Source organism: Parabacteroides faecalis (genome assembly GCF_022809355.1).
Taxonomy (GTDB): Bacteria; Bacteroidota; Bacteroidia; order Bacteroidales; family Tannerellaceae; genus Parabacteroides; species Parabacteroides faecalis.
Genome location: NZ_JAKZMM010000010.1, coordinates 1 through 24309, shown reverse-complemented (window position 1 = coordinate 24309; position 24309 = coordinate 1). Strand labels below are relative to the sequence as shown.

The 24309-nt window shown below is 41.9% G+C and carries 19 protein-coding genes; 18 read left to right on the top strand and 1 reads right to left on the bottom strand.

The genetic code is table 11. The annotated features are described in order from the left end of the window. Positions 1 to 3: 3 nt before the first annotated feature. The 18 genes from MUN53_RS05410 to MUN53_RS05325 all read left to right on the top strand — a co-directional run bounded on the left by MUN53_RS05410 (position 4) and on the right by MUN53_RS05325 (position 23111). On the top strand, positions 4 to 3228 hold the full coding sequence (locus tag MUN53_RS05410) for a SusC/RagA family TonB-linked outer membrane protein (RefSeq protein ID WP_243323758.1): 3225 nt from the start codon (positions 4 to 6) through the stop codon (positions 3226 to 3228). A gap of 19 nt (positions 3229 to 3247) precedes the next feature. Further along, a complete protein-coding gene (locus tag MUN53_RS05405; RefSeq protein WP_243323757.1) occupies positions 3248 to 4708 on the top strand; it encodes a SusD/RagB family nutrient-binding outer membrane lipoprotein in 1461 nt (486 codons plus the stop codon). A gap of 142 nt (positions 4709 to 4850) precedes the next feature. Then, positions 4851 to 5216 (top strand): MmcQ/YjbR family DNA-binding protein, encoded by a 366-nt coding sequence (locus MUN53_RS05400; protein WP_243323756.1) that lies wholly within the window; start codon positions 4851 to 4853, stop codon positions 5214 to 5216. Beyond that, positions 5209 to 5961 carry a biotin--[acetyl-CoA-carboxylase] ligase gene (locus MUN53_RS05395; protein WP_243323837.1) on the top strand — a complete coding sequence of 251 codons (753 nt, stop codon included), beginning with the start codon at positions 5209 to 5211 and terminating at the stop codon, positions 5959 to 5961. Before MUN53_RS05400 ends, MUN53_RS05395 begins: the two co-directional genes overlap by 8 nt. Before the next feature lie 240 nt (positions 5962 to 6201). After that, a complete protein-coding gene (gene rsmH, locus MUN53_RS05390; RefSeq protein ID WP_243323755.1) occupies positions 6202 to 7119 on the top strand; it encodes a 16S rRNA (cytosine(1402)-N(4))-methyltransferase RsmH in 918 nt (305 codons plus the stop codon). 15 nt (positions 7120 to 7134) lie between these two features. Next, positions 7135 to 7488 (top strand): FtsL-like putative cell division protein, encoded by a 354-nt coding sequence (locus MUN53_RS05385; protein WP_243323752.1) that lies wholly within the window; start codon positions 7135 to 7137, stop codon positions 7486 to 7488. A gap of 2 nt (positions 7489 to 7490) precedes the next feature. Next, positions 7491 to 9659, top strand: coding sequence for a penicillin-binding protein (locus MUN53_RS05380; RefSeq protein WP_243323750.1), 2169 nt, complete (start codon positions 7491 to 7493; stop codon positions 9657 to 9659). 2 nt (positions 9660 to 9661) lie between these two features. After that, entirely contained in the window at positions 9662 to 11122 is a 1461-nt protein-coding gene (locus MUN53_RS05375) for a UDP-N-acetylmuramoyl-L-alanyl-D-glutamate--2,6-diaminopimelate ligase (RefSeq protein ID WP_243323749.1), read from the top strand. Positions 11123 to 11127: 5 nt separating this feature from the next. Beyond that, on the top strand, positions 11128 to 12387 hold the full coding sequence (gene mraY / locus MUN53_RS05370; RefSeq protein ID WP_022454540.1) for a phospho-N-acetylmuramoyl-pentapeptide-transferase: 1260 nt from the start codon (positions 11128 to 11130) through the stop codon (positions 12385 to 12387). A gap of 2 nt (positions 12388 to 12389) precedes the next feature. Beyond that, positions 12390 to 13727, top strand: a complete 1338-nt coding sequence (gene murD, locus MUN53_RS05365) for a UDP-N-acetylmuramoyl-L-alanine--D-glutamate ligase (protein ID WP_243323748.1) — start codon at positions 12390 to 12392, stop codon at positions 13725 to 13727. Positions 13728 to 13746: 19 nt separating this feature from the next. Further along, a complete protein-coding gene (locus tag MUN53_RS05360) occupies positions 13747 to 15060 on the top strand; it encodes an FtsW/RodA/SpoVE family cell cycle protein (protein ID WP_243323747.1) in 1314 nt (437 codons plus the stop codon). Between the two features lie 5 nt (positions 15061 to 15065). After that, positions 15066 to 16175 carry an undecaprenyldiphospho-muramoylpentapeptide beta-N-acetylglucosaminyltransferase gene (murG, locus tag MUN53_RS05355; RefSeq protein WP_243323746.1) on the top strand — a complete coding sequence of 370 codons (1110 nt, stop codon included), beginning with the start codon at positions 15066 to 15068 and terminating at the stop codon, positions 16173 to 16175. 30 nt (positions 16176 to 16205) lie between these two features. Beyond that, positions 16206 to 17588, top strand: a complete 1383-nt coding sequence (gene murC, locus MUN53_RS05350) for a UDP-N-acetylmuramate--L-alanine ligase (RefSeq protein ID WP_243323744.1) — start codon at positions 16206 to 16208, stop codon at positions 17586 to 17588. Then, positions 17585 to 18313 carry a cell division protein FtsQ/DivIB gene (locus tag MUN53_RS05345; RefSeq protein ID WP_243323743.1) on the top strand — a complete coding sequence of 243 codons (729 nt, stop codon included), beginning with the start codon at positions 17585 to 17587 and terminating at the stop codon, positions 18311 to 18313. Before murC ends, MUN53_RS05345 begins: the two co-directional genes overlap by 4 nt. A 6-nt stretch (positions 18314 to 18319) precedes the next feature. After that, the gene (ftsA, locus tag MUN53_RS05340; protein WP_243323740.1) at positions 18320 to 19744 is read left to right on the top strand and encodes a cell division protein FtsA; all 1425 of its coding nucleotides are present in this window, start codon (positions 18320 to 18322) and stop codon (positions 19742 to 19744) included. 15 nt (positions 19745 to 19759) lie between these two features. Continuing rightward, on the top strand, positions 19760 to 21115 hold the full coding sequence (gene ftsZ / locus MUN53_RS05335; protein ID WP_243323738.1) for a cell division protein FtsZ: 1356 nt from the start codon (positions 19760 to 19762) through the stop codon (positions 21113 to 21115). Between the two features lie 21 nt (positions 21116 to 21136). Continuing rightward, positions 21137 to 21586 (top strand): GatB/YqeY domain-containing protein, encoded by a 450-nt coding sequence (locus tag MUN53_RS05330; protein ID WP_243323736.1) that lies wholly within the window; start codon positions 21137 to 21139, stop codon positions 21584 to 21586. 112 nt (positions 21587 to 21698) lie between these two features. Continuing rightward, positions 21699 to 23111, top strand: coding sequence for a carbon starvation CstA family protein (locus MUN53_RS05325; RefSeq protein ID WP_243323735.1), 1413 nt, complete (start codon positions 21699 to 21701; stop codon positions 23109 to 23111). 67 nt (positions 23112 to 23178) lie between these two features. Here the strand turns inward: MUN53_RS05325 and MUN53_RS05320 are convergent, their stop codons facing one another. After that, a complete protein-coding gene (locus MUN53_RS05320; protein WP_394803042.1) occupies positions 23179 to 23937 on the bottom strand; it encodes an endonuclease/exonuclease/phosphatase family protein in 759 nt (252 codons plus the stop codon). Between the last annotated feature and the right edge of the window lie 372 nt (positions 23938 to 24309).

The following is a 24309-nucleotide window of genomic DNA, read 5'->3' as shown; positions in this document are numbered from 1 at the left end:
CTTATGAAAAGAAATTTGACATTAGCCTTATTATGCCCGGTCTTTGGTATATGTTCCCTAGTGGCTCAGAACCGAACCGTGGTTGGAACCGTGACTTCCGCTGACGATGGGCAACCTGTTATCGGGGCGTCTATCGTAGTAAAAGGAACAACAATTGGAACCGTCACAGACATGGACGGAAAGTTTACCTTGGAAGTTCCGGAAAATGGAAAGATCCTGAGTATCTCGTATGTTGGTATGAATCCTCAAGACGTTGCCGTGAAATCGAGTGTGTATGTGGTCATGCAGTCGGATACGCGGAACTTGGAAGAAGTGGTTGTAACGGCGCAAGGTTTGACTCGTAAACAGAAATCTTTAGGATATGCAACCCAGCAGATCAAATCGGATGATTTGATGCAGGCTCGCCAAACGGATTTAAACAATGCCTTGGTAGGTAAGGTATCAGGTGTCCGTTTCTTCGGGTCGTCTGGTGCGACTTTCGATGCCGGTAAGGTGGTTTTGCGTGGTACTTCTTCTTTGAGCAATGCTGGCGGTGATGAGCCAATCTATGTGGTTGATGGAGTGATTACGAATAATATGTCGTTCAACATGGATGATGTGGAGTCTGTCAATGTATTGAAGGGTCCGGCTGCAACAGCGTTGTATGGTGCGCGTGGTGGTAACGGTGCGATCATTATCACAACAAAGGGCGGAACGACCGGAGATCATGGTGAGATTTCGGTAAGCCATACGATCGCTTGGGACAAGGCCGTATTCCACAATGACATCCAAAAAGAATACGGAGGTGGTTATCTGGGTGCACAAGGAGAGATGCCTACCTTTAAATATGATCCGAGCATACATCCGGATTATCTGGCCCAGATGGATGGAGTACGGTACTACGATTATGGTAATGATGCCAGTTGGGGACCTCGTTTTGATGGTAAACCATATGCGCCTTGGTATGCCTGGGACCCGACACATCCGAAATTCGGACAAACAGATGCTTGGGATTCGCGCATGGACTTAGGCGATTTGTTCCGGACCGGTTTGAGCAATACGACGAATGTGGCAATGACCCGTTCGGGTAATAATTATATGAGCCGTATCTCATTTACCAATGTCTCGCGCCAGGGTGTTACCCCGAACAGTGACGCTGCCCGCCGCTTCTTGTCTGTCAAAACACGTTTTAAACCCATTGATCGTTTGACTGTATCATTGGATTATAAATATACTTATCGTAAGAACCATAATGCTGCATCAGAAGGTTACGCGGAAGCCGGTAACGCCTTATATTCTTATCAGCAGTGGGGACACACGAATGTGGATTTGGCCGAATTGAAGAACTATAAACGGGAAGACGGTAGTAACCGTTCTTGGAATATTACTAGTCCGACCAATCTGACCCCGACATTCCATGAAAACCCGTTCGCCATATTTAATGACTACAACCGTAGGCAAACCTACCAGTGGAATGTATTTAGCGGAGATGCCGAATTGGATATTATCAAGAACTTGAAAGCTGGTATCCGCGTGAATGGAAATATGCGTAGTTATAAGTATGAAGAGGAAATTCCGCAAAACCTGTTTGGTATGACTTCTTCATACAAGCAAGATCAGAATCAGCTGATGGATATCCAGACACAGGGACGTTTGACGTGGAACGATCATTTCTTCAACGAACGATTATCTGCTGATGCCGCTTTGTTTTTTGAAGATCGCGTATATGATTTAGACGAGTTGGGAGCATTCACTCGCGACGGCTTGTTTATGGATAAATTTTTCAATATGGCAGCCTCTTCTGGTTTGGCAGGCGGTAGTAATAAGAAGACCCGCCAGCATGATCAGAGCGTATATGGTACGGCTACATTAGGTTGGGATAATACTTACTATTTGGATTTCTCATTGCGTAATGACTGGACATCTACGTTACATCCTGATAAAAATAGTTTTTTATATGGAGGTGTTTCTGTAGCTGCTATTGCTAGTAACTGGATTAAGACTGATTGGTTGGATTTCTGGAAGCTGAGGGCTTCTATGGCACAAGTCGGTTCAACGATGTCTCCTTATAATGTTTATCCGACTTACAATGTGAAAGATAGTAATGGTACAGTCATCAAATACGGACAGCTGTCAACCATGTGGCACAGCTCAAATCTGAGAGATCCGTATATTGAACCGACTATTTCTACTTCTTATGAAATCGGTACGGAATGGCGGATGTTCAATGACCGTTTTTGGGGAGATTTCAACTTCTATAATCGTGATTCAAAGAACCAGATCATCAACGTGAACACAACCCCGGCAAGTGGATACAGAAGCCGTAAGATGAATGCAGGTTTGATTCGTAATCGCGGTGTCGAATTGTCATTGGGTGGTGAAATCATTCGTACGAAAGACTGGTCTTGGGAATTGAATGCCAACTTGGCGCACAACCGTAATACATTGGAAGAGCTGGTTGAAGGACAGGATGTCTATCAGATCTATTGGTTGAGTTTCTCTTCTCGTGTTTATTCATATGCAGAAGTTGGGAAACCTATTGGAGTAATTCGCGCTTCAACTTGGAAGAAAGATCCGGAAGGACGTATTATTTTGACCGATCGAGGTGATCCAAATCATCCATACGGACAATATGCTCCTCAACTCAATACAACAGCTCAGGAAGAAGTAGGTAATGTGCAGCCGGACTTGACCGGAGGTTTTTCAACTTCACTTCGTTTCAAGAATTTCCATTTAGGAGCTTCGTTCGACTTCCAGATTGGTGGTTGTTTGGCTTCTGTTACCAACATGTTCGGTGAAGGTTCCGGTTTGTTGGCTTCTACAACAGGATTGAATGATAAAGGTAATCCGGTACGTAACCCGGTATCCGAAGGTGGTGGTGTGCGAGTGGACGGTGTTGTTGAGAACGCAGATGGTTCATTTACCCCACAAACAGCATACGTTGATGCTAACTACTATTACCAGGGTCGTAAAAGTTTGATTTGGGAAGACTATGTATATGATGCCAGCTATGTAAAGATGCGTGAATTGTCTATTGGTTATGATGTCCCCAAGTCTTTCTTGCAAAAAGTGAATTGTGGTGTAAAACAAGCCAGCGTATCTTTTGTTGCACAGAATCCTTGGCTGATCTATTCGGCTGTACCGAATATCGATCCGTCAGAAATGGGTGCTGCAGATTATAATTTCTTGGAAGGAGGTCAGGCCGTTTCTGTACGTACTTTTGGTTTTACTGTGAATCTTACGTTCTAACTTAAAAGATGATTAGTTTATGAAAAAAATAAAATTATATGCATTAGCACTTGCCGGATTGTTGTCGTTTGCCGGTTGTGGGGATTTTGGGGATGATAATATAGATCCAAACAATCCGTCGAAGCCAGAAACCCGCTTCATGTTCACGTATGTCTGCCGGAATGTGGCTCAGTTTGCCTATATCGGCAACTACAATCCATGGACGCAACTGTTCCCACAGTATTTGGCGGAACGCCAGAATATCCAGTATTCAAATTATGAATTGAAAGACTTCAATACGGGTCCTTATTATTACGAATATATCCGTAACCTGAATGCGATTATCAAATTGAATACTGATGAGGCAACCAAGTCTGAATCGAATGTGGTGAATTTGGGATCTACCGAAAATCAAATTGCCGTTTGCCGTACTTTGCGTGCATACTATTATATGCATTTGACAGATATGTTGGGGATGATTCCTTATACGGAAGCTGTTATGGGCGATGAAGGTAATTTCAATCCTAAATATGATACTCAAGAGTTTATTTATGAGGATTTGGATCGGGAATTGACTGAAGCTTACGCCCAATTTAATGAAGGTGGATCATTGAACGAAACTTATGATATTCTTTACAACGGAGATGTGGCGAAGTGGAAGAAATTTAACGCTTCGTTACGAATGATGATGGCTATCAAATTATCTGATGTTGCTCCAGAAGTTGGTAAAGCTCGTTTTGCAAAAGCTTTTGCTGACGGTGGTATGAAAGATAATAGCGAAATGTTCCAATACAAATATCTGATGGAAAATGCGAATCAGAATCCATTGTATGAAAATATCGTTGTACAAGGTCGTCGAGATTTTGCTCCGGCAAAGACGATTTTGGATCAGTTGATTGCATATAATGATCCTCGTTTGGCAGAATATGCTGTGCCGAATTCCAAAGGTGAATATGCAGGTGTTCCTTTTGGTATCACACAGTCTGAAATTGTCAACTACACTGATCAAGCAGGTTTTAATGAACGCTATTACCAACAAAATTCACCGATCGTGATTATTTCACCCTCCCATATCCTGCTGATTGAGGCTGAAGCAGCTACACGTGGTTGGATCAGTGCTGATCCCGAAGAATTATATAAAGAAGGTATTAAGGCTTCTTTTGCCCAGTATGGCCTAGAAGACAAATTTGATGCCTATTATGCGCAGGCGGATATTAAATTCGATGGCTCTGTCACGCAGAAGATCGAGAAGATTGCTATGCAGCGTTGGTTGGCAAACTATATGCAGGACGGTGTGGAAGCTTGGTCTGATTGGCGTCGATTGAATGTGCCGAAGTTATATCCAGGTAGTGCAGCTGCTGTAACACATATTCCGTATCGTCGAGTTTATTATCCAGACGATTATAATACGAATCTGGATAATTATAATGCTGCTATTGCGGTACAAGGTGCAGATGATATGGATACCCGTGTATGGTGGGATGTCGCAGACAATAATTGACAACCTTTTCATAAATACACAATAGCCTTATAGATTAAGGTCACATAGAAAATGTATAGGGGGGCATGCTTGTGAAAGTGTGTCCCTCTTTTTATAGAACATTGTCCGATTTTTCTGTAAGTTTGCGGAAAAAGAAACAGATATGAATATAGAAGAAGCTCGACAATACTGTTTGTCTTTAAAGAATGTGACAGAAGGCTTGCCTTTCGGTGACGATTTTCTCGTGTTTAAGGTTGAGGGAAAGATGTTTGCCCTGCTTCCGCTGGATGGAAATGAGCCGAGGATTACATTGAAATGTCATCCGGACTTTACTGACGAGCTTCGTGATCACTTTTCGGCTGTCGAACCGGCTTGGCATTTTAATAAGAAATATTGGAATACGATTTTTCTGGATCGAGATATGAGTCGGGAAGATATTTGTCATTGGATCAGCCATTCTTATTGGGAAGTGATTGCCAAATTACCTAAGAAAATAAAACTTTTATATCCGCATGAATCAGATGAATGAAGAGAATTTACCTATGTTGATACATATTTCGGAGACAAGTTCGACGAATACCTATATGCATGAATTACTGGAGCGGGAAAAAGTACCCGAAGGCTCTTGTGTGTGGGCTGATTTTCAAACGGCAGGCCGTGGACAGATTGGAAATGTATGGGAATCGGAAGCCGGGAAGAACTTGACATTTAGTATCGTGATTTATCCGAACTTTTTACCGGCGAACCGTCAGTTCCTGATTTCGGAACTTTCGGCTTATAGTGTGAAGGAATTGTTGGATAAATATACTTCGGATATTACGGTAAAGTGGCCGAATGATGTGTACTGGAAAGACCGGAAAATTTGTGGTATGTTGATAGAAAATGACTTGTCAGGGCAGAACTTGTATGCTTCTGTTTCAGGTATTGGTATTAATCTGAATCAAAAGGAGTTTTTTGGTGGAGCTCCGAATCCGGTTTCTTTATGGCAAATACTGGGACATGAAGTGGATCGGGAAACATGCATGCAGGAGTTTCTTGATATATTTTATGCCAATTACATATTGATTCTGGAAGGACGTGAAAATGAATTGCACGATAAATACATGCAGTCATTGTATCGGAAAGAAGGGTTTTACTGGTATGAAGATGCCAACGGGCGTTTTGAGGCAGCCTTGCAAGGAATCGAACCTACCGGGCATCTTTTGTTGGCCTTGAAAGACGGGACGGTTCGTCGTTATGAATTCAAAGAAGTGAAATATATACTTCCCGGTTGACCGATTTGATTGGAAAAAGCGAAGGAAAAAGAAGCTGACGAAAAAATTTTATAGAAGAAAAGCCGATGGAATCGCCCTATTCGAATAAGTCACACTTACCTGTTGATAACTTTTTTATTCTTTATTTGGAAGGTAAATAAGTAAATGTGTAATTTTACAATCCGAAATCGACAGATGTTTACAAATCAAACAGGTACGCCAATTTCGAGAAGTAAAGTTTTAACTTAAAAAGGGAATGAGATGAAGGAGCAGGAGATCGTTTATCATGTGCCGGTCTTGTTGGAGGAAAGTCTGGAAGGTATGGCTATTCGTCCGGATGGCGTCTATGTAGATGTCACCTTTGGTGGTGGAGGACATTCACGCGAAATCCTGCGTCGTTTGGGTGATCAAGGGCATCTATATGGTTTTGATCAGGATGCGGATGCCGAAAAGAATATACCCGATGATCCTCGTTTTACTTTTGTAAGAAGTAATTTCCGGTATCTGTATAACTTTATGCGTTATCATCAGGAAGTCGGAAAGGTAGATGCTTTATTGGCCGATTTAGGCGTTTCTTCTCATCATTTTGATGATAAAGAACGAGGTTTCTCCTTCCGTTTTGAAGGGCAGTTGGATATGCGTATGAATACGCGCGCCGGACAGACTGCGGCAGACATACTGAATACTTATACTGAAGAAGCTTTGGCAGATGTGTTTTATTTGTATGGGGAAGTAAAAGTGGCCCGAAAGTTGGCTTCAATGGTTGTTAAGGCCAGAGAGGTAAAAGCTTTTGAGATGATAGAAGATCTGCTGGAAGTGGTCAAGCCTTTTATTGGCAGAGACAAGGAAAAGAAATTCCTGGCACAGGTATTTCAGGCATTACGTATAGAAGTAAACGATGAAATGCGTGCTTTGCGCGAAATGCTGATGGCAACGCTGAAGGTGTTGAAGCCGGGAGGAAGGTTGGTAGTTATTACTTACCATTCTTTGGAAGATCGTCTGGTAAAGAATTTCCTGAAGAGTGGAAACTTTGAAGGAAAAGCCGAACAGGATTTCTTCGGAAATGTCCAGTCGCCTTTCAAATTGGTAAATAATAAGGTGATCGTTCCTTCAGCAGAGGAAGTAGAACGGAATCCACGGTCAAGAAGTGCCAAACTGCGGATTGCGGAACGAAAATAGAAAGGATTTATGAGTATGGAAGCAACGGATAAAACTACTAATCAGGATAAGAAGAGAAAACATTTTTCTTTTCTTTATGTATTGGGTGGAGGTTTTCTGAAAGAGGATTTCTTCACACGCCATACACGTATGATTGTATTGGTGGTGATTTTGATATTCTTCTTTATCGGGAACCGATATACTTGTTTGCAGAAACTAAGAGAAATAGACCGTTTGCAGCAGGAGTTGAGAGATGTCCGGTTTGAGGCACTCTCTATTTCATCTGAGCTGACCGGTAACAGTCGTCAGTCGCAGATCGAAATGTTGATAGAAGAACAAGGTATTGACTTGGAAGGAGCCACAACTCCTCCGTATGAATTGAAGAAATAAGCATGGCGGATGATACGAACATAGAGGATAAAAAAGTCAAGGACGGCAGCATCTTCTTTTCCTATTTGGTAGTTGTCTTGTTCTTGGCTGTATTGGCAGTCTTGATTGTCATGAAGGCTTTGAATACGGCCTTTGTGGAAAAAAATCGCTGGCTGGCATTGGCAAAAACTCAGATTATGCCTGATAGGACCGTTTTACCAAGTAGAGGTAATATCTATTCGTTTGATGGAAAGCTGATGGCTACTAGTGTGCCTCGTTATTATACCTATTTGGATTTCAAGGCCGATGGTTTCCTGTTGGATACTTTTTTATACTCTAAGCGGAATGGAATAGATTCTTTGTCGGTCTATTTGTCGAGAAAATTTAAGGACAGGAGCCCTGCCGGATATAAAAGTCATTTGTTGCGTGGCTTGAAATCGAAGAGTCGTCAGTATCCGGTTCATATTGGGAAAGTATCTTATTCCGACTTGAAAGAAATGAAGAAGTATCCGTTCCTGCGGCTGAATCGTTTCAAGAGTGGCTTTTATACCAAAGAAATGGTCGATCGCCAACGTCCGTTTGGAACATTGGCAGCCCGTACGATTGGAGATGTATATGGTGAGATTGATACTTCTGGGGTAACTAAAGGTAAGAACGGACTTGAACTGCAATATGACTCGTTGTTGAGAGGAAAACCAGGTGTCAGCTCAGTTCGTCGTATCGGAGGTCGCTGGACCAATGTGATCGAACAGGAACCTGAAGAAGGAATGGATATTCGCTCAACTATTGATATCGATATTCAGGATATCACAGAGAAATCTTTGTTGGATATGCTGAAGAAGATTGATGCTGCTTCCGGAACAGCAGTTGTCATGGAGGTAAAGACTGGAGAGATAAAGGCCATTACCAATATGGGACGTATTCGGGAAGGTGTGTATGGAGAAACGGTGAATCATGCCGTAGCAGATGAAACGGAACCGGGTTCAACATTCAAGGTTGCCTCTATCATGGTTGCTTTGGAAGACGGGGTTTGTCAACCGGGTGATACTGTTGATACGGGGAATGGTATATATATGTATAAAGGTTCCCGTATGACCGATCATAATGCGAACAAAGGTGGATATCATGAGATCACGGTAGAACAGGCTATTTGGTATTCATCGAATATCGGTGTGGCTAAGACTATTTTGAAAGGATATGAGAACAATCCGACGAAGTTCGTGGAAGGTTTATATCGGATTGGAATGAATGCGGATCTGCAAATAGATATACCGGGTGCCGGGCGTTCCAAGATTCGTCGGCCGGATGATAAGAAACATTATTGGTCGAAAACGACATTACCGTGGATGTCTTTTGGATATGAAACACAGATTCCTCCCATTTCTACATTGGCATTTTACAATGCGATTGCCAATAATGGTACGATGATGCGACCCTATTTTGTCAAGGAAATCATGCATCGGGGGAAAAGTGTTCAGAAGTTTTCTCCACGTGTGCTCATTCCTTCGATCTGTTCGGATAATACATTGCATATAATCCAAAAGATGTTGGTTGGGGTTGTAGAACAAGGAACCGGGAAAGCAGTACATTCGGATATTATCCGGATAGCCGGTAAGACGGGAACTGCTCAGATCGCTTCGGGAGGTGTGTATCGGCAAGCAGGACACCAGGTTGCTTTTGCCGGATATTTCCCGGCCGATGATCCGATGTACAGTTGTATCGTGGTGATTCGTCAGCCGAGAATCGGGTATCCTTCAGGTGGCACGATGTCGGGTGGAGTCGTGAAAGCTATTGCAGAAAAGATTTATTCAAGTCATATTTCGATTCCGATAGATGAGATGAAACCGGATTCGACGGCGGTCTTCTTGCCCATGGTAAAGGGAGGAGAGAAAAGAGCTGTCGAAAATGTGTTGGATGAACTGGATATTACATTTGATAGTGACAGTACAGAAACGAACTGGGTAAAGACAACCTGGGATAAAGAACGGAACCGGATTGTTTTGGAAGATGTCACAGTACGAAATGGATTGGTGCCGGCTGTATTTGGCATGGATGCGAAAGACGCCGTCTTTTTGCTAGAGTCTGCAGGATTGCGGGTTACATTGTCGGGTGCCGGTCGTGTAACTTCCCAGAGTATTTCTCCGGGACGTCGTATTTCAAAAGGACAAACTATATTATTAACATTAAAGTGACTATGGAATTACAAAAACTGATTCAAGTATTGGATGCTCCTGTTGTGACAGGAACTCTGCAAACAGAGATTGCAGGAATTCAGTCCGATTCCCGTCGGATTGAACCAGGTTTTCTGTTTGTAGCCGTTCGGGGAACAGCGGTAGATGGTCATACCTATATTGCTGGAGCATTGGAAAAAGGTGCAGCAGCAGTGGTCTGCGAGGAAATACCGGAAGGCTTGAATGATCAAAGTATATTCGTGGTGGTAAAAGACTCTGCCGAGGCTTTAGGTAAGTTACTTTCCGCATGGTATGGCCACCCTTCAGATAAACTGGTATTGGTGGGTGTTACAGGTACGAACGGAAAAACAACGATTGCGACCTTATTATATCAGATGTTTCGGAAACTAGGACATAAGGTCGGACTTATTTCTACGGTTTGTAATTATATTGATGGCGAAGCTATTCCAACAGAACATACAACTCCCGATCCGATAACGCTACATGCGTTGATGGCTCGTATGGTGGAAGCTGGGTGTGAATATGCTTTTATGGAAGTAAGTTCACATTCGATCGATCAGAAACGCATTAGTGGTCTTTCTTTTAATGGCGGTATTTTTACGAATCTGACACGAGATCATTTGGATTATCATAAAACGGTAGAGAATTATCTGAAAGCGAAGAAGAAATTCTTTGATGACCTGCCGAAAACTGCTTTTGCTCTGACAAATCTGGATGATAAGTCTGGAATGGTAATGCTGCAAAATACGGCAGCCAAGAAATTGACTTATTCTTTACGGACATTAGCTGATTTCAAGGGAAAGATATTGGAATCACATTTCGACGGAACGGAACTGTTGATAAATAATCGGGAAGTATCGGTTCACTTTGTCGGTCGTTTCAATGCATATAACTTGTTGGCTGTCTATGGTGCTGCCGTGAGCTTGGGAAAAGATCCGGAAGACGTTCTGCTGGTGTTGAGTACCCTGCATTCGGTTTCTGGTCGGTTTGAAACGATCCGTTCGCCTAAAGGATATACTGCAATTGTGGATTATGCTCATACTCCTGATGCCCTAACCAATGTATTGAATGGTATTCATGAAGTGTTGGATGGCAATGGAAAGGTAATTACCGTAGTCGGATGTGGAGGAAATCGGGATAAAGGAAAACGTCCGATGATGGCCAAAGAAGCTGTTCGACTGAGTGATCAGGTGATTTTGACCTCTGATAATCCTCGTTTTGAGGAACCGGATGCCATTATACAGGATATGGTAGCGGGATTGACACCTGCTGATCTGGAACAGACGTTATGTATTACAGATCGGGAGCAGGCAATCAAAACGGCTGCCAAACTGGCACAGAAAGGCGATGTCATTCTGATTGCAGGAAAAGGACATGAAGATTATCAGGAAATAAAAGGTGTGAAACATCATTTTGATGATCGGGAAATAGTAAGGAACTTGTTTGCTAATCAACAAGCGTAAGAGACATGTTATATTATTTGTTTAATTATTTGGATCAGTTGGATTTTCCGGGTGCGGGTATGTTTAAGTACGTCTCCTTCCGTTCGGGTTTGGCATTGATACTTTCATTGTTTATATCCACGGCAATCGGTCGGAAAATCATAGATCGGTTACAGTATTTACAGATCGGGGAAACGATTCGTAATTTGGGACTTGAGGGAGAATATAGCAAGAAGGGAACGCCTACCATGGGAGGTATTATCATTATCATTGCGATTCTGGTCCCGACATTACTTTGTGCCCGATTAAGTAATATTTATGTCTTGCTCATGCTTGTTACCACTCTTTGGTTAGGAGCCTTAGGCTTTGCCGATGATTATATTAAGGTATTTAAGAAGAATAAGGAAGGCATGCATGGCCGGTTCAAGATTATCGGACAGGTTGGGTTGGGATTGATCGTTGGTTTGGTTTTGTTTCTAAGTCCCGATGTGGTAATTAAGGAAAATATGGAGGTTCGCCATGATAATGTGATTGAAACGGTGAAATTCCATACGCTGGAAAAGAAATCTACCAAGACAACCATTCCGTTCGTCAAGAACAATAACTTTGATTATGCCATGCTGGTTGACTGGGCAGGTGAATACAAGCAAGAAGCGGCTTGGATATTATTCGTCGCCATGGTGATTTTTGTGGTAACAGCTGTTTCTAATGGAGCCAATCTGACAGACGGATTGGATGGATTGGCCGCCGGAACATCGGCTATCATTGGTGTTGCGCTGGGTATTTTGGCATATATGTCATCCCACTTCCAGTTTGCCTCATTCCTGAATATTATGTTTATTCCAGGAGCCGAGGAATTAACTGTCTTCGCATCAGCCTTCATTGGCGCTACTATTGGGTTCTTGTGGTACAATGCTTTCCCGGCGCAAGTATTTATGGGAGATACAGGAAGCCTGACGTTGGGAGGAATTATCGCTGTATTTGCCATTATCATCCGGAAAGAATTGCTGATCCCGATTCTATGTGGAATCTTTTTGGTAGAAAGTCTGTCGGTTATCTTACAGACTTGTTACTTTAAATATACAAAGAAGAAATATGGAGAAGGACGTCGTATCTTTAAGATGGCACCTTTGCACCATCATTTCCAGAAAGCCGGAAATGCCGGTATTCAGGCGTTGATACAAAAACCGTTGAATAAAGTGCCAGAGTCGAAGATTGTGGTTCGCTTTTGGTTGATCGGTATTATTCTGGCAGTTATTACGATTGTTACGTTAAAGATGAGATAAAGATGAGTAAGAGAATTGTTGTATTGGGGGCAGGTGAAAGCGGTGCAGGAGCTGCGGTTCTGGCTAAGAAGGAAGGCTTCGATGTGTTTGTATCTGATCTTTCTGCTATCAAACCCAAGTATAAGGAAATGCTGGATTCCCATGCGATTCGCTGGGAAGAAGGACAACATACGGAATCTGACATCTTGAATGCCGATGAAGTAATCAAAAGTCCGGGAATTCCGGATAAGGCACCCATTATTCAGAAACTGAAAGCGCAGGGTACACCTATTATTTCGGAGATTGAATTTGCTGGTCGTTATACGGATGCGAAGATGATTTGTATTACCGGTAGCAATGGGAAGACAACGACTACCTTGCTAACTCATCATTTGTTGACGGAAGCTGGTGTAGATGCAGGATTGGCTGGTAATGTAGGAAATAGTTTGGCTTTACAAGTAGCCGAGAATCCACATCCGGTTTATGTTATCGAATTAAGCAGTTTCCAATTGGATAATATGTACGATTTCAAAGCTGATATAGCTATTCTGCTGAATATTACTCCTGATCATTTGGATCGTTATAATTATGAAATGCAGAATTATGTGGATGCCAAATTCCGTATTATTCAAAATCAGACAGAGAAAGATGCTTTCATCTTTTGGAATGATGACCCGATTATCGCCCGCGAGATCAAGAAACATCATCCAAAGGCAACTCTTTACCCTTTTGCTGAAACTCATGAAGAAGGTACTAAGGGATATGTGAAAAATAATCAAGTAATCGTAGAAACTGAAAACGGGACTTTCACAATGGAACAAGATTTATTAGCATTGACAGGAAAACATAATCTGTATAATTCGCTGGCATCAACTATTGCAGCAAAGATTATGGATATCCATGACGAGAAGATCCGGGCTTCTTTAAAGAACTTTGCTGGTGTTGAACATCGGTTGGAGAAAGTAGCTCGTGTACGTGGCGTGGATTATATCAATGATTCGAAAGCGACCAATGTCAATTCTTGTTGGTATGCCTTGCAATCAATGCGTACTCCTGTCGTTTTGATCTTGGGTGGAACTGATAAAGGTAACGACTATACTGAGATAGAAGCATTGGTAAAAGAAAAGGTACGGGCTTTAATCTTCTTGGGTGTTGATAACCGGAAATTACATACCTTCTTTGATGATAAGATTGCTCAGATAGAAGATGCCGGTTCGATGGAAGAGGCCGTGAATAAAGCGTATCGGTTAGCACAGAAAGGCGATACTGTGTTGCTTTCTCCGTGTTGTGCCAGCTTCGACTTGTTTACTTGCTACGAAGATCGGGGAGATCAGTTTAAGGCGTGTGTCCGTAATCTCTAACAAATAGAAAGGTAATATTATGGATCTGGCGAGTAGATTATTTAAGGGCGACCGTGTCATTTGGATCATATTCATGTTTTTGTGTCTGATCTCGGTGACGGAGGTATTTAGTGCGACCAGTACGATCGCTTATCGGAATGCAAATTATTGGATGCCGATCATTCGCCATGCCTCTTTTTTATTGATGGGTTTTACTGGCGTATTGATCTTGCATAATCTCCCGTATAAGGTCTTTATAGGATTTGGATTGTTCTTGCCTGTTGCGATTTTCCTTTTGGCGATTACTCCTTTTGTTGGTGTTGAAATCAATGGAGAACCTCGTTGGATGGAGATTCTTGGCATTCGTTTCCAACCTTCTGAATTGGCGAAGCTATCTGCCGTTTGTTATATGGCATTGGTTTTGAGTAAACGGGATAAATTTACCGATGCCCAAATGTTTAAGTATATTTTGATTGGGGTAGGTTTGGCCTGTGGTTTTATCTTCTTCAATAATGGTTCAACGGCAGTGCTTCTTTTTACCATCATGGTGATGATGATGTTTATCGGGCAAATCCATCTGAAGCGAATCTTTAAATTGGTCGGATTTTGTGTTGCCTCGTTAGTTTTGTTGTTGACTTTATTGTTTGTGACTCCTGATTCTGTGATGGAATATATGCCCGATCGTTTCCATACATGGAAAGCCCGTATCGAACGATTCTCTTCTTCTGGAGATCGTTTAGATACCAAGGAAGGTAAAGTATTAACTCTTGACGACGAACATTATCAGGAAGATCACGCTAAAATAGCCATTGCTCAGGGTGGTTTATTGGGAAAGAAACCTGGGCATGGTCAGCAACGAGACTTTTTGCCGCAGGCTTATTCTGATTTTATCTATGCCATCATTATTGAAGAGATGGGATTGGTGGGCGGTTTCTTCGTCTTGTTCTTATATCTGGCGTTGATGATACGCGTGGCGATGATTGCTAGAAGATGTCATACTTTGTTCCCAAAATTCTTGGTTTTGGGATGTGGGTTACTAATTGTAACTCAGGCATTGGTAAATATGGCGGTAGCTGTGGGTGTTTTTCCTGTGACCGGTCAACCTTTACCTTTGATTAGTAGGGGTGGAACTTCAACAGTGATTAGTTGTGTCTATATTGGTATCATTTTAAGTGTAAGTCGTTTTGGAGCGAACATCGGGAATGAGGAAGATTTGATGCCGGAAGAAGAGAAGCCGAATGAGGCTGAAACTGCATTACCGGGTGTGACGCAGGAAGAAATCAATCAGTGGGTTCCAGTAGTGGATAGCGAAGATTCGAAGTCAGAATCGGAAGGATTTAAAGAAAAGAATTAAGGAATATGAAACAGTATAAAGTGATCATCAGCGGAGGTGGAACGGGTGGCCATATCTTCCCGGCAATCTCTATAGCCAATACATTAAAGAAACGGATGCCTGACGTTCAAATTCTGTTTGTCGGAGCGCAAGATCGCATGGAGATGGATAAGGTTCCTGCTGCCGGATATGAAATTGTTGGTCTGCCGGTAAAAGGATTTGACCGTGCGCACTTGCTGAATAATATAAAGGTAGTCCGTTGTCTGTTGAAAAGTTTATCGTTGGCTAAAAAGACGATACGGGATTTTCAGCCTGACATCGCAGTTGGTGTTGGAGGTTATGCCAGTGGTCCGACGTTGTGGATAGCCTCATCGTTAGGAATTCCAACTTTAATACAGGAACAGAACTCGTATGCTGGTGTGACCAATAAGTTGTTGGCGAAGAAAGCCAATCGTATTTGTGTTGCTTATGAAGAGATGGAAAAGTTTTTCCCTGCCGAAAAGATTGTAGTAACAGGAAATCCTGTTCGTCAGGACTTGGAAGAGGCGCAAGAAAAGAAAGAAGAGGCACTTCGTTTCTTTGGCTTGTCACCCGAAAAGAAAACAGTGTTGGTTGTAGGTGGTAGTCTGGGTGCTCGTACGATTAATCGAAGTATACAAGGTGATTTGGACAAGTTTTTTGCATCTGATGTGCAGTTGATTTGGCAAACCGGACGTTATTATCATGAAGAAGCGACCCGTCATTTGAAGGCTTATAGAGGAATGCCTGTTTGGTGTTCCGACTTCATATCACGTATGGATTATGCTTATGCGGCAGCTGATTTAGTGATATCAAGAGCTGGTGCCAGTTCTATTTCGGAATTGTGTATCTTAAAGAAACCGGTAGTTCTAGTCCCTTCACCCAACGTTGCAGAAGATCATCAAACGAAGAATGCATTGGCTTTGGTCAACAATCAGGCTGCTGTGATGGTTACCGACAAGGATGCACCTCAGAAACTGGTGGATACAGCTTTGTCGATTGTACACGACAATACCCGGCTCGTTTCTTTATCCCAGCAGATTGGGAAAATGGCACATTTTCATAGTGCTGAACAAATTGTCGATGAAATTATGAAAATAATAGAAAGAAAATCGTAATTTTGAATCGTTTGTATTGAGGATTGAATTATGAAGATGCAAAAGATAACATCTGTTTATTTTGTGGGTGCTGGTGGTATTGGCATGAGCGCTTTAGCTCGTTATTTTCGGGCAAAAGGAAAGCAAGTCGCTGGTTACGACAAGACTCCATCGGATTTGACAGCCACTTTGATTGAAGAAGGTATCCGTATTCATTATACGGATGATATTACTTTGATCCCTGAAGATTGTAAACAGATTGATTCTACTTTGGTCATTTATACTCCCGCTATACCGGAAACGCATACTGAACTGAACTATTTCAAGACGAATGGTTTTACGTTAATGAAGCGGGCGCGAGTTTTGGGTGAGATCACGCGGACAGAACGAGGCTTGTGTGTGGCTGGTACGCATGGAAAGACAACAACTTCATCGATGTTGGCCCATTTACTCAAGCAGTCGCATGTAGATTGTAATGCCTTTTTAGGTGGAATCCTAAAGAATTACAACAGTAACTTGATGCTTTCGGATAAAAGTGATTTGGCCGTTATCGAAGCAGATGAGTTCGACCGTTCATTCCATTGGTTGAATCCTTATATGGCTGTGATAACGGCTGTAGATCCTGATCACTTGGATATTTACGGTACTCCAGCGGCTTATCGGGAAAGTTTTGAACATTTCACGTCCCTGATTCGACCGGATGGATGTTTGGTTATGAAGAAAGGTTTACAACTTCAACCTCGTTTACCGGAAGGAACGAAACTTTATACTTATTCTGCAACGGAAGAAGCTGATTTCTTTGCCCGTAATATTCGTATAGGTAATGGTGATATTCTATTTGACTTTGTAACTCCTGATGGATGTATACCAGATGTAAAACTAGGAGTACCAGTTAAAGTCAATATTGAAAATGGAGTAGCTGCAATGGCATTAGCGTGGCTGAATGGCGTTACTTCTGAAGAAATCCAAAGAGGAATGGCGTCATTTGCAGGACCGGTAAGACGTTTTGATTTTCATTTGAAGAAAGATGATATTGTCCTTCTTGATGATTACGCGCATCATCCTGCAGAATTGAAAGCCAGTATTCAATCTGTCAAGGAATTATATCCTGATAAAAAAGTAACCGGTATATTTCAGCCTCATTTATATACCCGTACAAGAGATTTTGCTGCTGATTTTGCTGCAAGTCTTTCTCTTTTGGATGAATTAATCCTGTTGGATATTTATCCAGCTCGTGAAGAACCTATTCCGGGCGTGACATCACAAATTATTTTCGATCGGGTTACGATACCTAATAAGCGAATGATTCGGAAGGAAGAATTGTTGGATTTAGTACAAAAAGAAGCAGCTTCTTTTGAAGTCGTATTGATGGTCGGTGCTGGAAATATAGATCGGTTGGTTGAACCTGTAAAACAAATATTGGAAAAACGGTGATTCGAGTTTTATCTATCATATTAGCCACGTTGTTATCCTGCTATGTGCTGGTGGTCGCATTTTTCTTTCGGGATGTGAAAGAGGATGGACTGTGTGAAGGCATGGAAATCGTTTTGCGAGATAGTTTGGAGAAGCATTTTGTGACAGATGGTGATTTAGTATATCTCTTGAAACAGGCAAAATTATATCCAGTCAAAACTCCGATGAATGAAATTAATACCGAGGAGATAGAAGAAAAGCTGTTGAGTAATAATATGATCTCAAAAGTTGAAGCCTATAAGACGCCTTCGCGGTTGATTAAGTTGGAGATTGAACAGAAAATGCCTATCTTGCGGGTAAATAGTCCGGCTGGTAATTATTATGTGGATAATTTGGGTAGTATGATGCCTTTGAGCAGACATTACGTCGCTCATGTCCTCGTAGCCAGTGGGCAGATAGATGAAAAACTGGCTTTGGGAGATCTGTATAGATTTGCACTTTTCTTGGAAGAAGACGATTTTTGGAATGATTGGATCGGGCAAATATATGTAGATAGCGATAATAACGTAGAACTAATCCCGCGTGTAGGAAATCATAAAGTGGTCTTAGGTACATTTGATGATTATCAGACAAAATTGGAAAATTTGCGATTGTTTTATGAACAAGCGATTCCTAAAGTGGGTTGGGAAAAATATAGTGAGATAAACTTGAAGTATAAAAACCAGATTGTTTGTATTAAAAGATAAATATATATGACATACACAGACTTTATAGCGGTAATAGACTTAGGTACATCCCACATGGTTGGTATGGTGGGAACGAAGAACGAGAACGGCGTTCTTTCGATTATTGCCTATGATGTAGAAAAATCAGAATCCTGCATTCGCAGAGGATGTGTATATAACGTGGAGGAAACTGCCAATAAGATAAAACGCTTGATCCTGAAACTCGAAAATAAGTTGAGTGGCAGTAAGATTGGGAAAATATATATCGGCGTTGGATCCAAATCTATTCGGACAATTGATCATACGGTATCGAAGGTGCTGGGTGCTGAGGGCGAAGTTACTTCGGCTGTATTGAAGCAGTTGGAAGATGAATGCAGGGCTTATCAACCTTCTATGTTGGATGTCTTGGAAGTGACTTCTCCGGTATATTTGTTAGATGGAAAAGAGGAAAACGAACCTTTAGGTATTTCTTGTTCCCGGATTGAGGCTCGGTATAAGTTGATTGTTGCTCAGCCAACAATTCGGCGTTCTATTATGACAAATATAGCAGACCGTATTAAATTGCCTATTGCCGGGATTATTGTGGCTCCGTTGGCTTTGGCTGATTTAGTGCTGACTCCTGCAGATAAGCAAGGTGCAGTCTTAATTGATTTTGGAGCAGGTGTTACATCTGTTACTATATTCAAGAATGGTCGTTTGGTAGCTTTGACCGTTGTTCCTTTAGGTGCTGGTCTGATTACACGTGATATCATGTCATTGCGGGTAACAGAAATGGAAGCAGAACGTTTGAAGCGGACGTACGGAAGTGCTCTTCCTTTGGATCGGGATAAAGAACAGCAGAAGATAGAAATCAATAAAATGGATGATTATCGGTCGCAAGAAATGCTTTTGGCCGATTTGAATGAAATCATAGAAGCCCGTTCTCGTGAGATTGTGAAGAATGCTTATGCTCGATTGGAAGACGCAGGCGTTGCCAAAGAACCTGGCTTTTCTGTAACTATTGCGGGATGTGGATCAGCTCTGAGTAATTTACGGGAAGCTGTTAGTGAATGCTTTGATATGGAGGTGCATTATCCATTGATACGCAAAGGGACGATTGACAGTAGTGTAGAAATGATTGCCAATAATCCGGATTTTACAACGGCAGTTGCTTTGTTGTTGCATGGGAAAGAAAACTGTGCTCTTCGTCAAGAACCTAAAACAGAACCTAAAGTAACTCGTGTACAACCTAAGGTTACTGTAGAAGAACCGACTCCCAAAGTAGAAGTCAATCCGGTAACATTCGAGAATGATACGCCTACCAAACCTGTTGAGCCTGTTCAACCGACACGTAAGCCTACGGTGCAGGAACAACCTCAGGCCACTCCTCAAAAGGAAAAGATCAGTTGGTGGGAAAAGCTGAAGAAGAAGGCTGATTCGACGGCGGGAGATTTATTTAATGGTGAAATCTAATAACACAAGAACATAATGGACGACAATTTGATAAACTTAAATATGCCGACAAATCCGGATGCTATCATTAAGGTAATCGGTGTTGGCGGTGGCGGTGGTAATGCTGTCACCAATATGTATAAAGAAGGTATACATAATGTCTCATTTGCTTTATGTAATACGGATCAACAAGCATTGAATGGGTCTGATGTTCCGGTGAAGTTATTATTAGGACGGACAACAACCTGTGGATTGGGTTCAGGAGATCAACCTGAACGTGGTCGTGCTGCTGCGGAAGAAAGCGAGGAAGAAATCCGTCAGATGTTGAGTGACGGTACAAGAATGGCCTTTATTACGGCTGGTATGGGTGGTGGAACCGGTACGGGTGCTGCTCCTGTGGTTGCTCGTGTTTCCAAAGAAATGGGAATCTTGACAGTTGGTATCGTAACAATTCCCTTTGAGTTTGAAGGACAGTTCAAGATTGTGCAGGCATTATTGGGTGTAGAAGAGATCTCAAAGAATGTGGATGCACTGCTGGTCATCAATAACGAGCGGGTTCGTGAAATTTATTCCGATATTGGTATGAGTGCATCGAAAGCTTATGCGAAGGCTGATGAAACTCTTACTATTGCGGCAAAAAGTATAGCGGAAATTATTACGATTCGAGGCGTTCAGAATTTGGACTTTGCCGATGTGAAGACAACCATGAAAGATGGTGGCGTTGCGTTGATGAGTAATGGTTATGGTGAAGGAGAAGGTCGTTTGCAGCAGGCTATTGATCAGGCTTTGAGTTCTCCGCTCTTGAATAATAATGATGTATATAATGCACAGCGTATATTATTCAATATTTATTCAAGCCACGATAATGAGTTCCGTATAGATGAAATGGGCGAGGTTCATAAGTTTATGGCTCGTTTCCGTACGAAGTTCCGTGTAAAGTGGGGATTTGCATTTGATGATACATTAGGTGATAAGATTAAGATCACGATTCTTGCAACGGGATTTGGTTTGGATGATATTCCGGAAATGGCACAACAGCATCGGGCTGCTCAGGAATTACGTACAGAAGAAGAGCAGCGAATGGAAGCCGAACGTCGTGCCCGCGAAGAGTCTGAACGGAATTTGATGAAGAAATACGGTTATTCCGTCAATCGTTTGCGTTCACAGGTCGAAGTGGTAACATTGACTGCAGATGAATTAGATGATGATACGCTGATTGTCATGTTGGAAGATTCTCCTACCTATAATCGGGATATACGAAAGATTAATCAGTTGCGTCGGGGAGGTGGATTTGATGCTCCGGAAACCAATACGTCTTTTACTTCTACAAATACAAGTACGACGTATAAGAAACCGGATAATAACTCCAATTCTGTGATTAGTTTTAGATAATTTGATGTTAAATACATAATTATGGATTTATTTGAAAGAGTCAGCGAAGACATTAAAAACGCAATGAAGGCAAAAGATAAAGTTGCCCTCGAAACTTTGAGAAATGTAAAGAAGGTTTTCTTGGAAGCAAAGACTGCTCCGGGAGCGAATGATACATTAACAGATGCGGATGCTCTGAAGTTGCTGCAGAAACTGGTGAAGCAGGGAAAAGATTCGGCTGCTATTTATGTAGGTCAAGGCCGACAGGATTTGGCAGATGGAGAATTGGCTCAGGTAGCTGTTCTGGAAAAATATTTGCCGAAGCAAATGACTCCTGAAGAACTTGAAGCTGAACTGAAGAAGATTATTGCTGAAGTGGGTGCTTCTACAGCGAAGGATATGGGTAAAGTGATGGGCGTTGCTTCAAAAGCTTTGGCCGGAAAAGCCGAAGGTCGTGCTATCTCGGAAGCCGTTAAGCGTTTGTTAGCTTGATTTGGAAAAACTGAAATAAGAAAGAGGAGTGATGAGAATGTATTATGAGTTGATGCATTCTCATCATTTTTTATAATGTGACAGATTGCTTTTAATTTAAACACTATATGAAATGATATCTTTTACTTGTTGTTTTATAGCTCTCGTTGTTGGCTATTTTGTTTATGGAAAATTTATTGAGAAAATCGCTGGCGTTGATCCGAAACGTGTAACCCCTGCTTTTACCAAACAAGACGGTGTTGACTTTTTGCCTCTTCCTACCTGGAAGATTTTCATGATTCAGTTTTTGAATATCGCTGGACTTGGGCCGATATTCGGTGCTATTTTGGGAGCCAAATTTGGTTCTGCTTCTTTCCTTTGGATCGTTTTGGGTAGTATTTTTGCGGGTGCCACACACGACTTCCTTGCCGGATTTCTGTCTTTGCGGAAAGATGGAGCCAGTTTACCTGAAATTGTGGGAATGTATTTAGGCGATCGCTTCAAACAATTTATGCGTGCATTTACCATCGTTCTAATGGTATTGGTCGGCGTTGTGTTTGTGGCCGGACCTGCCGGATTGTTAGCCAGCTTGACGCCTGAATCATTGGATACCATGTTTTGGATTGTTGTTATTTTCTTGTATTATGTCTTGGCAACGCTGTTGCCGATTGATAAGATTATCGGGAAAGTATATCCTTTGTTTGCCATTGCGCTCTTGTTTATGGCTGTCGGAATTCTTATCATGTTGTATGTGCATCATCCGGATCTGCCTGAGTTTACAGATGGCTTTACCAATACACATCCGCAAGGATTACCGATTTTCCCGATTATGTTTGTAAGTATCGCTTGTGGTGCAATCTCCGGTTTCCATGCAACACAAAGCCCGTTGATGGCACGTTGTCTGAAGAGTGAGAAATATGCTTGTCCAGTCTTTTACGGGGCTATGATTACCGAAGGTCTCGTGGCCTTGGTTTGGGCGGCAGCAGCTACTTACTTTTTCCACGAGAACGGAATGGGCGAAAGTAATGCGGCTGTGATTGTTGATTCGATTACGAAGAATTGGCTGGGTGCTGTCGGCGGTGTGCTGGCTGTACTGGGTGTCATTGCAGCTCCGATTACTTCAGGAGATACGGCTTTCCGTTCAGCTCGTTTGATCGTAGCTGATTTTCTGCACATGGAGCAGAAGAGTATGACAAAGCGTTTGATGATCTCGGTTCCTCTTTTCTTGATTTCGATTGCCATCCTGATTTATTCATTGAAAGATCAGGCTGGTTTTGATATGATCTGGCGTTATTTTGCTTGGACGAACCAGACGCTGGCAGTCTTTACGCTGTGGGCTTTGTCGGTTTATTTGCGTCAGGAAGGTAAATTGTATATAGTGACGTTGATTCCGGCTTTGTTCATGACGATGGTTTGTTCTACTTATATCTTTGTGGCTCCCGAAGGATTTGGCCTTTCATATACATTGTCGCTTGTGATTTCAGCAATTATTACATTGGCATTGCTTGGCTTATTCTTATATAAGGGAAGAACGAAAGAGAGTTGATAAGTTCATGTGCTAATAGGATAAATATTTATAGGCAAGGATACTTATCCTATTAGCACATGCTTATTTAGAATTCCAATAAAGCCATGTGTGGATTATGATCGCTCAAATAACCTGTTTTTGTTTCAGGGTTTTGGGCAATTTCTGTATTTAATACTTTGATTTGTGGGGTGACAAAGATGAAGTCAATCTTTTCACGTTTATCCATTGCATAGCGGCCGAAGTCATGGAAAGTATAATTCGGTCCAGTCTTTTGATCGGTCATCTTATACGCATCTTTCAAGACAAACTCATTCGTTGTGATGGTCTTGTAGGCTTCCGACTGATCGTTCACATTAAAGTCTCCAGTTACAACGGCCGGTTGATCACCAACAATCTCTTTGATCTTTTTAATGATTAACAATGCACTTTCGCGACGGGCTTCCGTTCCTACATGATCGAAATGTGTATTCACTCCCATGAAAATCTTTCCTGTTGCTTTATCCTTAAACTTGGCCCAAGTAGCAATACGGGTACAAGCGCCGTCCCAACCGATGAAGCCTACACTGTCCGGATACTGAGACAACCAGAATGTATTACTTTCAAGCACTTCATATTTGTCAGCCCGGTAGAACAACGGAGAATATTCTCCTTTCTCTTTTCCGTCATCTCGCCCTACGCCAATCGCAGCATAATTAGGCAAACCCGCTTTCAAGTCTTCCAATTGGTTGTGTAGTACTTCCTGCATGCCAATAATATCCATCTTCTTGTCAAGGATGTATTGGCAAACCGTATCTTTCCGGTATTGCCAGTTGTTAAGGCTATCACCCGGATTATCATAACGCATATTGAATGTAGCCCATTCGATTTGTAAAGAAGAGGCCGGTAGAGCCGTTTCGGCCGGTTGCTGTGTCTTTTTTCCGCTGCAAGCCATCAACATGACGGCACATAAGGCAGCACTTACTAATTTCTTCATGATCTTTTTGTCTGTTATAAATTTTAGAGTAAAGGTAGAGAATAATTTGTGATTATGTGAACAAGATCAGAAGAAATCCTCGTGTGACCAATAATTCCCTTAATCACTAGAATTATATCCGTTTATACTTGGAATGTCTTTTTGTAAATAAGGTTGACTCCTAAAAAGCAAGAAGATGAAAGAAAGCAATTATGAACAAGAGAAGTTTCGGAAGAATTTGGAAAGAGAGATTTTCCGTTTGGT

Bases quoted from the DNA above. Each gene is read 5' to 3' on its own strand.
- MUN53_RS05400 (WP_243323756.1), top strand. From the start codon at position 4,851: ATGAATATAGAAGAAGCTCGACAATACTGTTTGTCTTTAAAGAATGTG.
- MUN53_RS05320 (WP_394803042.1), bottom strand. From the start codon at position 23,937: ATGCGTTATGATAATCCGGGTGATAGCCTTAACAACTGGCAATACCGG.
- MUN53_RS05395 (WP_243323837.1), top strand. From the start codon at position 5,209: ATGAATGAAGAGAATTTACCTATGTTGATACATATTTCGGAGACAAGT.
- MUN53_RS05380 (WP_243323750.1), top strand. From the start codon at position 7,491: ATGGCGGATGATACGAACATAGAGGATAAAAAAGTCAAGGACGGCAGC.
- MUN53_RS05385 (WP_243323752.1), top strand. From the start codon at position 7,135: ATGGAAGCAACGGATAAAACTACTAATCAGGATAAGAAGAGAAAACAT.
- ftsZ (WP_243323738.1), top strand. From the start codon at position 19,760: ATGGACGACAATTTGATAAACTTAAATATGCCGACAAATCCGGATGCT.
- mraY (WP_022454540.1), top strand. From the start codon at position 11,128: ATGTTATATTATTTGTTTAATTATTTGGATCAGTTGGATTTTCCGGGT.
- murC (WP_243323744.1), top strand. From the start codon at position 16,206: ATGAAGATGCAAAAGATAACATCTGTTTATTTTGTGGGTGCTGGTGGT.
- MUN53_RS05325 (WP_243323735.1), top strand. From the start codon at position 21,699: ATGATATCTTTTACTTGTTGTTTTATAGCTCTCGTTGTTGGCTATTTT.
- MUN53_RS05405 (WP_243323757.1), top strand. From the start codon at position 3,248: ATGAAAAAAATAAAATTATATGCATTAGCACTTGCCGGATTGTTGTCG.
- MUN53_RS05360 (WP_243323747.1), top strand. From the start codon at position 13,747: ATGGATCTGGCGAGTAGATTATTTAAGGGCGACCGTGTCATTTGGATC.
- MUN53_RS05330 (WP_243323736.1), top strand. From the start codon at position 21,137: ATGGATTTATTTGAAAGAGTCAGCGAAGACATTAAAAACGCAATGAAG.
- ftsA (WP_243323740.1), top strand. From the start codon at position 18,320: ATGACATACACAGACTTTATAGCGGTAATAGACTTAGGTACATCCCAC.
- murD (WP_243323748.1), top strand. From the start codon at position 12,390: ATGAGTAAGAGAATTGTTGTATTGGGGGCAGGTGAAAGCGGTGCAGGA.
- MUN53_RS05375 (WP_243323749.1), top strand. From the start codon at position 9,662: ATGGAATTACAAAAACTGATTCAAGTATTGGATGCTCCTGTTGTGACA.
- rsmH (WP_243323755.1), top strand. From the start codon at position 6,202: ATGAAGGAGCAGGAGATCGTTTATCATGTGCCGGTCTTGTTGGAGGAA.
- MUN53_RS05410 (WP_243323758.1), top strand. From the start codon at position 4: ATGAAAAGAAATTTGACATTAGCCTTATTATGCCCGGTCTTTGGTATA.
- murG (WP_243323746.1), top strand. From the start codon at position 15,066: ATGAAACAGTATAAAGTGATCATCAGCGGAGGTGGAACGGGTGGCCAT.